Source organism: Nonomuraea salmonea (genome assembly GCF_042428605.1).
Lineage (GTDB): Bacteria > Actinomycetota > Actinomycetes > Streptosporangiales > Streptosporangiaceae > Nonomuraea > Nonomuraea salmonea.
In genome coordinates, this window is sequence record NZ_JBHMCF010000014.1 from 60,220 (window position 1) to 74,759 (window position 14,540).

Annotated in this window: 8 protein-coding genes; 3 read left to right on the forward strand and 5 right to left on the reverse strand. The window is 71.5% G+C overall.

Translation table 11 applies throughout. The features are described from left to right. The first annotated feature begins 11 nt into the window (after nucleotides 1–11). On the forward strand, nucleotides 12–6,857 hold the full coding sequence (locus ACFFR3_RS19310; RefSeq protein ID WP_379483566.1) for a DUF2341 domain-containing protein: 6,846 nt from the start codon (nucleotides 12–14) through the stop codon (nucleotides 6,855–6,857). A gap of 199 nt (nucleotides 6,858–7,056) precedes the next feature. Here the strand turns inward: ACFFR3_RS19310 and ACFFR3_RS19315 are convergent, their stop codons facing one another. From ACFFR3_RS19315 to ACFFR3_RS19335, 5 genes are all read right to left on the reverse strand, one after another. Beyond that, a complete protein-coding gene (locus tag ACFFR3_RS19315; RefSeq protein WP_379483567.1) occupies nucleotides 7,057–7,329 on the reverse strand; it encodes a hypothetical protein in 273 nt (90 codons plus the stop codon). Between the two features lie 5 nt (nucleotides 7,330–7,334). After that, entirely contained in the window at nucleotides 7,335–7,874 is a 540-nt protein-coding gene (locus ACFFR3_RS19320) for a hypothetical protein (protein ID WP_364385335.1), read from the reverse strand. 161 nt (nucleotides 7,875–8,035) lie between these two features. Then, nucleotides 8,036–10,747: a helix-turn-helix transcriptional regulator gene (locus ACFFR3_RS19325; protein ID WP_379483568.1), complete on the reverse strand. Its 2,712-nt coding sequence runs from the start codon at nucleotides 10,745–10,747 to the stop codon at nucleotides 8,036–8,038. A gap of 292 nt (nucleotides 10,748–11,039) precedes the next feature. Beyond that, nucleotides 11,040–11,777, reverse strand: coding sequence for a MerR family transcriptional regulator (locus ACFFR3_RS19330; protein WP_345408615.1), 738 nt, complete (start codon nucleotides 11,775–11,777; stop codon nucleotides 11,040–11,042). A gap of 42 nt (nucleotides 11,778–11,819) precedes the next feature. Beyond that, entirely contained in the window at nucleotides 11,820–13,244 is a 1,425-nt protein-coding gene (locus ACFFR3_RS19335; RefSeq protein WP_379483569.1) for a serine hydrolase domain-containing protein, read from the reverse strand. A gap of 166 nt (nucleotides 13,245–13,410) precedes the next feature. Here ACFFR3_RS19335 and ACFFR3_RS19340 point away from each other — a divergent pair, with 166 nt between their 5' ends. After that, entirely contained in the window at nucleotides 13,411–14,043 is a 633-nt protein-coding gene (locus ACFFR3_RS19340) for a TetR/AcrR family transcriptional regulator (RefSeq protein ID WP_379483570.1), read from the forward strand. A 2-nt stretch (nucleotides 14,044–14,045) separates the two neighbouring features. After that, nucleotides 14,046–14,486 (forward strand): acyl-CoA thioesterase, encoded by a 441-nt coding sequence (locus tag ACFFR3_RS19345; protein WP_345408625.1) that lies wholly within the window; start codon nucleotides 14,046–14,048, stop codon nucleotides 14,484–14,486. Nucleotides 14,487–14,540: the final 54 nt, after the last annotated feature.

The following is a 14,540-nucleotide window of genomic DNA, read 5'->3' on the forward strand; positions in this document are numbered from 1 at the left end:
GAACTCCCCGCATGCAATCCCATGTCCTGTCACGCACCCGCGCCCTCGCCCGGGTCACCGCCGTGCTCGGCGCCGTCCTCACCATCGGGGCCGGATTACCGGCAGTGGCCCACGCGGCGGACCCGCTGCCCGGAATCGACGGCGGCGGCACCCCCCGCGACCCGTACCAGATCGACACGGCCGAAGACCTGCGCACGGTCGCCGGCGCGATCAACGGGGACCCGGGCGGCTACGGCGGCGCGGCCTACCGGCTGACCGCCGACATCACCTTCGGCGGAGGCACGTTCGGGGGCATCAACACCTTCACCGGAACGTTCGAGGGCGCGGGTCACACGATCAGCGATCTGACCCTCGTACGGGAGGAGTCGGCGGGCGGCGAGGCCGACCGCCTGGGCCTGGTGCGCCGGCTCGACGGCGGCACGATCCGCGACCTCACCCTCGACGGCGTGCGCGCCGACGCGGGCACGAGCACCAACGGCTGGATCGGCACCGTCGCCGTCATCGCCACCAACGCCACCATCACGGGCACCTCCGTGAAGAACGCGCAGCTCACGGCGACCAGCGCCGAGAAGGTCGGCGGTATCGCCGCCGAGCTGCACAACGGGACCATCGACGACAACCTCGTCACCGGCTCCCTGAGCGCGGCCAAGATGCCCGCCGGCATCGCCGCGTACGTCAACCAGAACTCCCAGGTCCGGCACAACCTGGCGGCGGCCGACCTGACGGTGGCCGCCCCGGGCGGTGACGGCGGCACGCGCGGCATCGACGCGGGCCTCATCGTCGGCTACCCGGGCACGCCCAACGGCTCCGCCTTCACCGGCAACGTCGCGCTGTCCGGCTCGATCGCCTACCAGGGCAGGGCCGACGGGTTCGTGGGCCGCGTCATCGGCTACACCGGCTACGACGGCTGGACGGCCGAGAACAACCTGGCCAACGCCGCGATCACCATCGCCGGGCAGCCGGTCACCGGCCCCGGCGCCAAGAACCAGCACGGCACGGACGCCACGGCCGAGCAGCTGGCGCAGCGGACCACGTACGAGGGCCTGGGCTGGGACTTCACCAACGCCTGGCGCTGGGACGACGCTGCGGGCCACCCGGTGCCGCAGTACACCCAAGCGCTGTTCGGCAGCGGCACCGCGGAGCAGCCCTACGAGATCGGCTCCCCCGAGGACCTGGAGCATCTCACCGCCCAGCTCAACGCGGGCAACGCCCGCTACACCGGCGACAAGCACTTCGTGCTGACCGCCGACCTCGACTTCGCCGGGCGTCAGCCGTTCGGCGGCATCAACCGCTTCGAGGGCGTGCTGGACGGCGCCGGGCACACGATCAGCGGCCTGGTGTACGGCCCGCAGGAGAGCGCCGGCGGCGAGGCCGACCGGCTCGGCCTGGTGCGCCGGCTCGACGGCGGCACCATCCGCGGCCTCACCCTGGCGGGCGTCACGGCCGACGGCGGCACGCGCGCCGGGTTCGTGGCCGGCCTGGCCGTCGTCGCCACGGACGCGACCCTGACGGGCAACACCGTGCTCGACGCCAAGCTCACGGCCACGAGTGCCGAGAAGGTGGCGGGCCTGGTCGCGGAGCTGCGCGGCGGCTCGGTCAGCGACAACTGGGTACGCGCCACGGTCAGCGCGGACAAGATGCCCGCGGGCCTCGTGTCGTACGCGAACAACGGCGTGTCGATCCGCGACAACCTCGTCGAGGCGGACCTCACCGTGGCCGCCGACGGCGGCGCGAACGGCACCCGGGGCATCGACGCCGCGCACGTCGTGGCCTACCCGGGCAACCCCGGCTCGGGCAGCTCGTACACGGGCAACGTCGCGCTCTCCGGCACGATCGCCTACCAGGGCAAGATCGACGGTTTCGCCGGCCGCATCGTCGGCTACACGGGCTACGCGGGCTGGACCGCGCAGAGCAACCTCGCCAGCGGCGCCATCACCATCGGCGGCGACCCGGTCACCGGCCCCGGCACCAAGAACCAGCACGGGACCGACACCGCGGCCGAGGCGCTCGCGCGCCAGGCCACCTACACCGCGCTCGGCTGGGACTTCGCCGAGAAGTGGAGCTGGGACGCCCAGGCCGGCCACCCCGTGCCGAAGTACGTCTCCTCGGCCGAGGCCCCGAACCGCATTGCCACCACCTTCTACGGCGACCCGGGCACGCAGCGCGCCTTCACCTGGTACTCGACGCTGGACACCAGCGGCGCCGCCGTGCTGAGCACGGACCGCGAGTTTCCCGAGGGCTCGGCCACGGTGACGGTCGAGGCGCAGCGCGAGGACAGCGAGGACGGGGAGAGCTTCTTCCGCGCCGTCGCCCGCGACCTCAAGCCCGGCACCACCTACTACTACCGCGTGGGCGACGCGGAGCAGCAGGTGTGGAGCGCGACCGGCACGTTCGTCACGGCGAAGGGCGGACAGGAGGACTTCACGTTCATCGACCTGACCGACACGCAGTCGCAGAACCTGGCCGAGGCGGAGCTGTCGGCGCAGACCATCGCCAAGGCGCTCAAGCACGTGCCCGACGCCGAGTTCGTCATGCACAACGGCGACGTCGTCGAGGCGGGCGACCGGGAGCAGGACTGGAAGGACCTGCTCGACTCCGCCCGCCCGAGCCTGCTGAAGACCACGTTCGCGCCGGCGCCGGGCAACCACGACGCGCACAAGAACGCGTTCGCCGACCACTTCACGCTGGAGGGCCCGCAGGACCAGGACCGCTCCGCCGGCGTGTACTACTCCTACACCTACAACCGCGCGCACTTCATGGTGCTCAACACCAACGAGGGCGGCGCCGAGGGCATCTCCGGCAAGCAGCTCGACTGGCTGAAGGCCGACGCCGAGGCCGCCCGCGACGCCGGCGCCACGTGGCTGGTCCTGGTCATGCACAAGGGCACCTACACCACGGCGAACCACCTGGACGACGGCGACGTCATGGCGATGCGCCGCACGCTCGTGCCGGTGATCGACGAGCTGGACATCGACCTGGTGTTGCAGGGCCACGACCACGTGATGAGCCGGTCCAAGGTGCTGGCCGCCGACCCCGGCGGGGTCCAGGGCGCCCGTCCCGTCGAGACCACCAAGATCACCGAAGTGCGGAACGGGAAGCGCGTCGAGTACGCGGTGGACCCCAAGGGCACCATCTACTTCCTGCCGAACACCGCCGGGGCCAAGCACTACACGCAGGCGACCAATCCGCAGGGGGTGGAGCTGGAGCCGTACCTGCGGCTGTTCGACCGCACCGGTGAGCAGGCGGGCGAGAACTTCACGGCGATCAACGTCACCGCCGACCGCCTCACGGTGAACGTCTACGACATCCGCGAGCGCGGCGTGCCGCGCCTGTTCGAGGGCTTCGGCATCGACCGCGCCATCGCGCCGGTCGACGCTCGGCTCGGCAAACTGCCGCAGGACGTCAAGCTTGCGGACGCCGAGGCGGTGACCGCCGCGCGCGCCGCCGTCAACGCCCTCACCGAGGCGCAGCGCGGCGCCCTGACCGGGCTGAAGCGCCTGGAGGAGGCCGAGCGGCGGCTGCGCGAGCTGGGCGGCCTCCTCTCCACGGACGGCAAGACCGTGGCCTGGGCCGACGCCGGCGCGACCGCCCGCCAGGTGGTCACCGTGCGCAACGACACCGCCTCGGACTTCACCGGTACGCCGGTGCAGCTGCGCATCCCGTCCACGCCCGGCGTCGAGCGGGACGAGCTGGCCTTCTTCGGCGCCGACGGCGCGCCCCTGCCGCACGAGGTGGAGACCTGGCAGCCGGGCGGCACCTCGACCGTGTGGGTCCGGGTGCCGAGCCTGCCCGCCGAGTCGGCGCGCCAGCTGTGGGCCTACTTCGGCGGCGGCGCTCCGGACAACGACCCCACGGACGTGTGGGGCGAGCAGTACTCGCTGGTCGAGCACTTCGCCGGCGCCACCGCGAGCGGCGAGAGCCGTACCGACTCCACGGGCCGGCAGACCGGCCTCGTGGTCGGCGACGCCCTGACCGGCGACGCCTCCGAGCGGGGCACCGGCCAGACCCGGTTCGCGGGTTCGCGCCTGCAGTACCCGGGCGACGTCGGCGGCGGCCACGACCGCATCGCGATCAGCGGCGTGTACTCCGTCACCGAGGAGGACCTGGCCGCGCTGGGCGCGGCGGCTCCCGTGATCGCGAAGGAGAGCGCGACCGGTGACGGGCAGCTCACCTTCTGGCAGGGCGTGCGACCGGCCGACAAGCAGGTCGGCACGCGCCTGGCGGGCAACAGCTTCGAGTTCGGCGACGTCGACCTGAGCCACCGCTTCGACTTCCCCGCCAACGGCAAGCCGCACCTGGTCACCCAGACCTACGACGGCATGACGTACTCGGTGTTCGTGGACGGCCGCGAGGTGCACAGCCAGATGGTCGAGTACCGCAGCACGTTCTCCGACCCGGCCGTGCAGACGACGATCGGCGACGTCTCCACCGACGACGGCACCCTGCGGACGCCGTTCCACGGCCTGGTGGACGAGGTGCAGATCGCGGGCGTGGCGTTCACGCCGGCCTTCGAGTCCTTCCGGTACGCGAACCTGTTCGGCGACGCCGTGAGCTTCGGCGAGCGGGTCGAGCGCGCGGACGAGCGCCTGACGCTGATGGTCGGCACCCCGCGGGCGGGCAGCTCGCTGGAGGCCGGGCTGGTCGAGGTGACCGGCACCGTCAGCCGGCGCGCCGTGCTCACCGCGCGGGTGGCCGGCAAGAAGGTGCTCACCCAGCAGGTCGACGCCGGGCCGTTCACGGTCCCCGTGCCGGTGAACGAGAGCGGCGAGCAGACGCTCACGGTGACGGCCGCCGCCGGCAAGCCGGGCAAGCCCGGCACCGGCGGGCGCGACGTCGCCACCCCGGTCGAGGTGCCGGTCACGGTCAAGGACACCGTGGCGCCCGCCTCCCCGCAGGTCGGCGACGACGCCGAGTCGGCGACCGGGCAGAACCCGGGCGTCACGCTGAGCGCGACACCGCGGACGAAGGACCGCGAGCGGGTGGAGGCCACGTTCCACGCCGGCCCGACCATCCCGCTGACCGGCTCCAACGTCGTGGTACGCACCGGGACCACCCCTGACCGGGTGCCCGACGCGCTGAAGCCGGACAGCGGCACCGTCAGCGAGCAGCTGCTGCCGACGACCGAGGGCACGAACGAGAACCCGTACCAGATCTACGAGATCTCCCTGACCGCCGAGCAGGCGGCGCAGCAGGAGTTCCACCTGACCTGGACGGGCTCGGGCGACGAGCGCACGATCTCGGCCCACGTGTACGACCACACGGCCGGCCGCTGGATCCTGAAGGACACCGGCTCCGACCCGTCCGGCGCGGAGATCCAGCTCGACGTGACCGCCCGCGCCGGCGAGAACGTCGTGTCAGGCGGGCGGCTGCACCTGCTGGTCTGGCGCGGCCTGACCGCGATGCCCGGCCAGGAGGGTGACGACATCGAGTCGATGCCCACCGCCGACCGCTACGACTGGGCGTTCGACCACGTGCCGGACTCCCAGCTGTACGCGCAGGCGACCCCGGACCTCATGACGCACCAGTTCGAGTACGTCGCCGAGGTCGCGAAGGCGCGCAAGACCAAACTGGTGCTGCAGTCGGGTGACTGGGTCAACCGCGAGTACCTGTCGCAGGAGTATCAGTGGGTCAACGCCGAGCCGTCGGCGCGGGCTCTGGAGGACGCGAAACTGCCCTACATGATCTCGTGGGGCAACCACGACTACTCCGATGCCCGCAACGGCCGCGTCATGCTGCCGAAGTACTTCCCCATGGAGCGCTTCGAGAAGAGCCTCGAAGGCAGCCCCTGGACGTTCGGCGGCAGCGACGGCATCGACAACTACTACTACACGGCCGAGATCGACGGGGCGAAGCTGCTGCTGCTCACCGTCGGCTTCTTCTCCGCCGACAACGCCGATGACGCCGGGCTGGCCTGGGGCAGGAAGGTCATCGAGGCCCACCCGGACCACGCGGTGATCCTGGCCAACCACAACTCGGTGAACCAGGGCGTCAACGGCTGGTCCAACGGCAACGTCACCCAGGCGCTGATCGATCCGTACCCGAACGTCAAGCTGGTGCTCGGCGGCCACATCGCCGGCACCGGCGTCGCCTGGCGGCAGACGGCGGGCGGCAACCGCGTCTACGGCGTGCTGACCGACTACCAGTCGCGCGTGTACGGCGGCCAGGAGTACCTCAAGCACATCAGCGTCGACGCCGAGAACGACCTGATCTACTTCAACACCTGGTCGCCCCTGCTGGGCAAGGCCACGTCCGACGGCAACTGGCACCACAACGTGCCGGCGGGCGCGATCCCCGGCTTCCACGGCGCGGACTCGGAGAACTTCGCCCTGGAGATCGACCTCGGCGGCACCACGAAGCGGACCCTCACGGCCAAGGCGCTCACCGCCGCGGCCGGCGCGCGCCGGCAGGTCGGGGACGTGCGCACCGCGGTCGGCGCCGAGCAGGTCTCGGTGGTGCTGAACGGGCTCGAGGGCGGCGGCTCCTACGAGTGGTACGCCGAGCTGCGCGACGCCGCGGGCCACGTGACCCGCAGCGCCGTCCGCACCTTCACCGTGGACGCGACGCCGTCGCCGCCCGGGTGGGACGCCGAGACGGTCTACACGGCGGGGCACGAAGTGACCTACCGCGGCGCCGTCTGGCGGGCGTCGTGGTGGACGCGGAACCAGAAGCCCGGCGACCCGTACGGGCCGTGGCAGGAGATCGCCACGACCGCCGACGGCACCGCCGTCTGGACCGCGAGCCGCATCTTCGTCGCCGGTGAGGTGGCGGAGCACGACGGGAAGCGGTACGAGGCCACGTGGTGGACCCGCGACCAGGAGCCGGGCAACCCGCACGGCCCGTGGCGGCCACTGAGCTGACCCCGGAGTGAGAAGGTGGGCGTGACCGTCTCGGCGGTCACGCCCATTCTCGTGCGGAGCGCCACCACCGATTACGAGCCAGAGCCGGATAAGAGCCAGAGCCGTTGTTCTCACAGTCCCGCCGAGCTGGACGACCACCGGCGCGCGCCGGTAGTGGGCGGCCCCGGTTTCCCGGGGTACGAGCACTCGGGCGTCCCGTTCACGCGACCATGAGGTAGGCGAAACGTCCGATCGGTCTGACCTCGATCCGGACGTACGCCGTCGGCACCCCGTGCCAGATGGTCGTCGTGCCGCTGAGGTTGTGCACGGTGCCATTGGCATAGAACGGCGGGTCCGCGCCGTACCGGCGCCATTCGACGGTCACGAGCCCGTCGCCCGGCCGGTGGGTGAGGTTCATGGCCCCGAAGCTCGGGCCGTTGTACAGCGCCGTCCATATGGATGGGTCGCAGAGTGCGTACTGGGTGGTCGTCATCGGAATCACTGCTCCGGCGTCGGTGTCGCACTGGCCGGCGTGGACCGCCGCGCCATCAGCGCCGAGCTTTCGGCGCGGCACCGCAGCAGCGCCATGTAGAGCCGCTCCGCCAACTCGCCCGGGTGGTTGATGGGAAAGAACTCTTGGGGGACGTATCGGCTTATCGCCGCGGCGGTGATGTGATGCCCGGCGGCGCTGAACTTCTTGCCGGGCAGCAGGCGGGCGATGGTCGCGTGACTCGTGATGGGATAGACGACGCCGTTCTTCTCCGCCAGCTTCACCGCCAAGGCGCAGATCCTGAGTTCGGGGACGACATGCAGGGTCAGGTCCAGAACGTCGAAGTCGGCCGGTTGGAAGGTGATCTGTTCGCCGGGGAGTTTCCAGTTGGGGGGAGGCTTCTGCGACAGACCGCTGGAGAGGGGCGCTGGATCGGCCGAGGCCGGCCTCGCGGTCACCCCGGCCAGGCCGATGGCTCCGAGCCCGGCGGCCGTGCCCGTTCTGATCATGCTTCGGCGGGGCATCGATCCGCTGCTGTCTTTCTCCATGTTTCTCCTTGAGATTGGTGCCAGACGCAGGTGCGTACCGCGCGAGATGGATTCGCGAATTCGATCAGCGCCTGAAGGGGCCTGCCGGATCAACGGGTGAGTTCGGTACACCCAGGATCGGATTGGGCCGCTCATGCGGGCATCGGGGGAACCACGGATGTTTAGGGCGCCACACCACGCCGAATGAGGTCGCGGCGGGACATTCGCAGCTTCGTGTACACCCTGCTCAGGTGAGTCTCCACGGTTCTGACGGTGATCGACAGCCGTTCGGCGATCTCGGCGTTGGTGAGTCCCTGGGCGGCCAGGGTCGCGGTCCTGGTCTCGGCAGGGGTCAGCGCCTGGGGGTCAGTGGTACGGCGCCGGCCGTCGGCGCGGCGGAGTTCCTCGTGCGCCCGTGCGGCCAGCCACCGTGCCCCGGCTTGGGCGGCCGTGGCCGCTGCGTCGGCGAGCATCGGCCTGGCCCGCGCGGGCCGGCCGGTCCGGCGCAGCCAGGCGCCGTAGAGGAGCTGGGTCTCCACCTTCTCGAAGGGCTGGTCGGTGGTGTCGTGCAGGGCGAGGGCCGTCGCGAACTCGGCCTCCGTCACGGCGGGGTCGTCGGCCAGGAGGGCCCGCCCGGTCGCGGCCGCGATCCGCGGCCAGACGCAGGGCAGCGATTCCGAGACCGCTTCGAGCCGCGCGACCAGCCGCTCTGCTGACTCGCGCCGTCCGATTCTCGTGTACGCCACGGCGGCGTCCCGTGCGAAGGGGACCAGGCACGGTTCGAAGATGCCGACCCGCTGGGTCGTCTCGTCGAGCAGGTCGAACTGCGCGCAGGCCGTGGCGAGGTCGCCCTCGTGGAGGGCGCGGCGGCCCCGGACGTACCAGACGACGATCAGGGTGCCGACGTCACTCAGGTTCGACGCGCTGCGCTCGACCTGGGCGCAGCGTCGCTCGCACTCCTCCAAGTCGCCCGACAGCAGCAGGAGCCAGGTCTGGGCGGCGGCCACGTAGCGCTCCGAGATCGGGGCCAGATCCTTGACGGCCCGGGCCTGCTCCACGCTCGCGAAGGCCTCGCGGAGCCGGCCGACGCGCACCATGAACTCGGCGCGGGAGGCGTACAGCATGCTCAGGGTGCCGATCGCCCCGGCGCGCTCGGCGGCGGCGATCACCCGGGTGAACGCCTGCTCGCACTCGTCGAAGCGCTCGGCCCACTTCGCGGCGAAGGCGTGGTTGCTCAGCGCCCCCCAGGTGCCCTGCACGTCGGTCAGCTGGGCCTCCGGGTCGTCCTCGATCTCCCGGGCCGCCCGCACGACCTCGTCGAGTCCGGCCAGGTCGGCGCCGAGGTAGGCGATGTAGCCGTGCGCGGAGGCGACCTTCCGGCGCAGGGCCGCGCCGACGCCGGCCGCATGTTCCCGGGCGTGGTCCCGGGCCCGGGCGGCGAAGGGGAGCGCCCGGCTTCCGTGGATCAGGTGCTGGAAGTTGGCGTGGTCGAGCAGCGCCTCGACGGCGATCGAAGGGGCTCGCTCGGCGGCCAGTTCGGCGGCCCGGTCGAGGTCGCGTTCGGCCTGTCGATGGTCGCCGGTGAGGAAACCGGCGCGGCCTGCCATCCAGGCGGCCTGCGCGGCGGTTTCCACGTCGGCGGCGGGATGGCGGGAGACGGCCCCGAGCAGCGCGACCGCCTCAGCGGCCCGGCCGACCGCCATGAGGGCCTGGCCTGCGGCCAGCCCCAGCTCCGGGTCGGCGTGGTCGCCGGCCAGGCGATGGGCGCCCGCCAGGTAGCGCGCGGCCGTCTCGGTCGCTCCGGCGGCCAGTGCGTCGCGGCCGACCCGTTCCAGCGCGGCGACGGCATGCCGGTCGCCGGCCAGGTTTCCGCGCAGCGCGTGCTCGGCCGCCTCGGCCCGCGACCCCCGCCGCATCAGCAGGGCGAACGCCAGCGCGTGCAGCCGTAAGCGAGTCGAGGTCGGCATCTCCTCGTAGAGGATCTGCTGGAACAGCGGATGGACGAACTCGACCCGCCCGCCGGGAGCCTCCCGCAGGAGGCGCTCCCGCTGGAGACCCGCGACGGTGTCGTCGCCCGCCTCGGTGTCCAGGCCTGCCAGCTCCATCGCCGCCCCTGGATCGAACGACAGCCCCAGGACGCTGCCCGCCCGCGCGCAGCGCATCGCCTCGGTCGTCGCCCCGACGAACCGCCGGACCAGCAGCTCACGGCCCGCGAGATCGGGCGATCGCGTCTCCAGCGAGCCCAGGTCCGCGCCGTCGGCGAGCAGCCGCGCGGCGTGGTCGAGCAGCAGCGGGTTGCCCGCGCACATCGCCCATACTGTGCGAGCCGTCCGGGCCGGCAGCTCGTGGCCGGTCCGCAGGGCGAGGAAGGCGGCGGAGGACCGCTCACCCAGGGGTTCGAGCTCAACCGTACGCGCGCACCCGCTCTCCTCCAGGTCCCGCGCGAGGTCCAGAGCGGCGGGCGGCCACGCCCGCAGGGCCGCCACGACCGCTACCCGGGAGGCGGCCAGGCGGCGGCACAGGAACGCCAGCAGCGTGAGCGAGTCGGCGTCGGCCCAGTGGAGATCGTCGACGACCAGCACCACAGGATCGCCCGACCACGACTCCAGGGCCTGCCACATGCGGTGGCACCGGCCCGCCAGGGTGTCGGTCGGCTGGTCGCCGACGCCGAGAGCCGCCAGGGCCTGGGTCATCACCTCGAAGGGGATCCCCGACGCGATGGGCGAGCCGTGGGCGCGTCCGACGTGGAACCCGGCGTCGGCGATTCCGCCGAGCAGCCAGCTCTTCCCCATCCCGGCGTCCCCGTGGACGAACACCGCCCCGCCACGTCCCGCCTGGGCCTCCGCGAGCCGCTCATGAATGGCGTCGGCCGCCACCTTCCGCTCCCGCACCATCACAGTGTCGCAAAAACGCAGGAGGGATTCCCTTGCACCGGTAACGCGAGAAGCCCTGCTTTCCAGCCTCGGTCGGCTGTGACAGCGCGAGCAAGACGGCGCGGGCGTGAGCGAGAAGGGGCGGCGCGGCGTTGACGCGGCCGGCGATGGGGCCGGGTGTCCAGCCGGTCCGCTGGGTGGGGCGGAGCAAGGTCTTCCTCGTGCAGGTCGAGGCTAACCGCCTCCGGCCGGGCGATCGGGTGATCCTCACCACCGCCTCAAGCGCGTGGGAGCAGCGGTCCGAGCAAGGTCTTCAGTGACGTTCGAGCGGCTGGCCTTCCATGAGCCGGGCGAGACGGTCCCATGCCGGCGATGAGGCTCCGGGTTGGGATTGCGCGGCCAGCCGGGCGATGGCCGGGTTGGCGACGGGGCGGGTCTCGGATCGGCTGTGGTGGTCGGTGAACCAGTTCCGGGTACGGTCCGCGAGGGCGGGGAGGCGCGGGTCGTCCGGCGGCCAGTCGTAGGCGGCGTCGTGTTCGAGGTAGAGGGCGCGGAACTCGGGATCGGCCATGAGTTCGCGCTTTTCGGCGATCCATAGGGAGGCGTCCTCGGGTGAGGCGGTTCGCATGAGGATCCAGCCGTCGCGTTCCAGGTTGATCTGGCGTTCGCTGACGCCGAGCCGTCGCAGGTCGTCGAGATGGTCGGCGACCTCCGGGGCGACGAAAAGCCGGTCGCCGCCGCGCAGCTGGGCGAGGTGATCGCGGGTTCGCCCCAGCTGGGCGATGCGGTCCTGGAGGTCGTGGTCGATCTCGGCGATGGCTGCCGTGAGCGTGTCCTGGTCGGCGTCAAGAAGGTCTCTGATACGGGTCAATGGCACGCCCGCATCGGCCAGGGTCCTGATCTTGACGAGGTCGATGGCATCTTTCGCGGTGTAGCGCCGGTAGCCGGAGGAGTCGCGGCCGGGCTCGGCGAGCAGGCCGCGCTCGTGATAGTGGCGGATGGCTTTGGTGGTCACTCCGGCGTAGTCCGCGAGCTGCCCGATCGTGAGCATGCTGGACATCCTTCCACTTGGCGGTCAGTTCGTTCGCGACGGTCAGGCTCGTCGGGCCAGGCGGCCGCCGCCGTTGCGGAAGCGTGCCTGGCCGTCGCGGATGTCGTGGTAGGAGACGAGCAGCAGCCGCAGGTATCCGTCGAAGCTCTCCGGCGGGTATCCGGCGGGCGCGAAGAGGCCGGGCCGGATCGGCACGTAGCGCTGCGGCGGGGCGGAGGTCGTGCCGCCGGCGAACTCGGTGAAGATCCGCTCCTGCGATGCGTCCGCCGGTTCGTAGGTCGTCCGCTCCTCGAGCTGGCCGTCGACGATGCTGACGTCGATGCGGAGCTGGTCGGAGCGGTAGGTGCCGGCGTAGGGGGTGAGGTCGACGTCCTGCCCGGCCGCGGTGACCAGCGTGGGGATCTGGACGCCGAGGTGCTCGCTCAGCAGCCATTGCAGGATCTGGTCCTGCAGCATGATCGCCCCTGGGGTGTTGCCGTAGGCGGTGAAGACCAGGTCGTGTTCGGGTACGACGCACAGGATGGACACGCCGCCGGGCGACGCGCCGGACATGGCCAGGACGGCGGTGTCGCCGAACGGGTAGCGCACCCAGCCCAGGCCCATCGGGGGGACGTTCGGGGTCTGCATGTCGTGCGACACCTGCTGCATCAGCGCGGTCGACGCTGCCGACAGGACGCGCGTGCCGGAAGGGGACACTCCGCCCGCCAGGTGAGTACGTCCGAAGGCGAGCAGGTCGGCGATCGTGCCGATCGGTGTGCTGCCGGCCGGCCCCCAGGTGTCGGGCAGCATGAACATGCCGGTGGGCTTGGCCGCCATGGTCTCGGGGTCCGGGAAGTGGCCGATGGCCGTGCTGCGCAGGATGGCCTGCTCGGCTGAGGTGCTGGAGTCCTTCATGCCGACGGGTGCGTAGATCTCGCGTGCGAGCAGGTCGTGGAACGGCGTGCCGGTCACCACTTCCAGCAGGCGGCCTGCGACGATCATGCCGCCGTTGGAGTAGCTGAGCTGCTCGCCGGGTTCGAACAGGCTGCCGCAGCTGCTCGCGAGCCCGTTGACGTAGCTCTTCAGCGCGTCGCGCCCCTTGTCGTGGGGGAAGAACAGGTCCGCGTCGATGCCGTTGGTGTGCGAGATCAGGTGCCGGACCAGGATCTTGTCCGCCGCACCTGGGACGGTCAGAGCGAACTCGGGAAGGTACGTCACCACCGGCGTGTCGAGGTCCAGCAGCCCACGGTCGACCTGCCGCAGGACCAGGGTGGTGGTCAGGACCTTGGTGACGGAGCCGAGCAGGAACCCGGTGTCTTCGCGCATCGGCGCGCCGGTGGCGACGTTCGCGGTGCCGTGGGCGACGACGGTCTGCTCGCCGGCGTGGTGGACGCCGGCGACGAACCCGGGCACGTTGCCGGACTCGCAGAAGGCGGCGGCCTGCTGGCGGATCCGGGCCTCGACGGTGTGCAGTGCGTTGTCGTTCATGCGGAGCATCGTCGAACCTTGCCCTTGGGGCAAGGTCAAGCCCGGAACAGAAGCTCTTTGGTCGTCGTGCCCCCGGCTCTCGACGCGGCCCGCGCCGTCACCCTGGTGTCCGCCCTCAGCGCGAACCAACTATACAAACGATCGGTCGTTAATGTAGTTTGGGCGCATGACACAAGACGGCCGGCGGCTGCGCGGGTCGCGCAGCCGCGAGGCGATCCTGGAACAGGCGGTTGGCCTGGCCTCAGTCGAGGGGTTGGACGGCCTCTCGCTGGGGCGGCTGGCGACGGCAACCGGCACCAGCAAGTCCGGATTCTTTGCTCATTGGCGCGGCAAGGAGCAACTACAGCTCGATGCCGTGGACTGGGCCGCCCGCCAATGGGCTGAGCAGGTCGTGGCGCCCGCCATGCGGGCTCCGGCCGGAGTGCGGCGGCTGTTCGCGTTGCACGAGGCGCGGCTGACGTTCTACGGCGAGGGCGTGCTTCCCGGCGGGTGCTTCTTCTTCACCGTCCAGGCCGAGTTCGACGACCGCCCCGGCGCGGTGCGCGATCGGGTCGCGCGCGCCATGCGCGAGTGGCAGGAGTTCATCCGGCGGCTGGTGACGCAGGCCATCACGGCGGGCGAGCTGGCGGAAAGCGTGGATGTGGCGCAACTCGCGTACGAGATCGACGCCCTCGGAGAGATGGTGATCATCCACTCACGCCTGCACGACGGGGCGGCCTCCCTCCTTCACGCCCGCCGCGCCGTGCTGCAACGCCTGCGAGCGCTCTGCCCCGACCCGACGCTTCTCCCGGAGGATTGATCATGACTGACGACGGCGTGTACGAACCGGTCCAGGTGCATTTCGACGATATCGATGCGATGGGCCTGTTGCACAACTCCCGGTACGCCTTGCTGGTCGAGCGGGCGATCAGCACCTACTGGCAGCGCCTGGGCTGGGCGCCGGATCCGGCCAGGTCGGCGTTCAAGGACGTTTTCCTGGCCGTACGCGAGTTCAAGGTGACCTACCACGTGCCCATCGCGGGCACGGGCGAGCCGCTGGTGCACTTCTGGATGGAGCGCATGGGCCGCACCAGCGGCGTCTACGGCTTCCGCGTGCTGTCGGCCGATCGCGCGGTGGCGCACGCCGAGGGCTATCGCGTCAACGTCAACCTGGACCCGGCCACCTTGCGGCCCGCGCCGTTCAGCGACGAGCTGCGGGCCGCCGCCGAACCCCTGCTCCGCCGAACGGCGGCGGCATGCTGAGGTCCCGCTGGACCGCCGGCCCGGCGGACGCCGGGCCGGGTCGCTGCCGGTGTG

Excerpts from the sequence above, each read along its gene's own strand:
- ACFFR3_RS19330 (WP_345408615.1), bottom strand. The coding sequence starts at position 11,777 with ATGCTCACGATCGGGCAGCTCGCGGACTACGCCGGAGTGACCACCAAA.
- ACFFR3_RS19340 (WP_379483570.1), top strand. The coding sequence starts at position 13,411 with ATGACACAAGACGGCCGGCGGCTGCGCGGGTCGCGCAGCCGCGAGGCG.
- ACFFR3_RS19320 (WP_364385335.1), bottom strand. The coding sequence starts at position 7,874 with ATGGAGAAAGACAGCAGCGGATCGATGCCCCGCCGAAGCATGATCAGA.
- ACFFR3_RS19315 (WP_379483567.1), bottom strand. The coding sequence starts at position 7,329 with ATGACGACCACCCAGTACGCACTCTGCGACCCATCCATATGGACGGCG.
- ACFFR3_RS19335 (WP_379483569.1), bottom strand. The coding sequence starts at position 13,244 with ATGAACGACAACGCACTGCACACCGTCGAGGCCCGGATCCGCCAGCAG.
- ACFFR3_RS19310 (WP_379483566.1), top strand. The coding sequence starts at position 12 with ATGCAATCCCATGTCCTGTCACGCACCCGCGCCCTCGCCCGGGTCACC.
- ACFFR3_RS19345 (WP_345408625.1), top strand. The coding sequence starts at position 14,046 with ATGACTGACGACGGCGTGTACGAACCGGTCCAGGTGCATTTCGACGAT.
- ACFFR3_RS19325 (WP_379483568.1), bottom strand. The coding sequence starts at position 10,747 with ATGGTGCGGGAGCGGAAGGTGGCGGCCGACGCCATTCATGAGCGGCTC.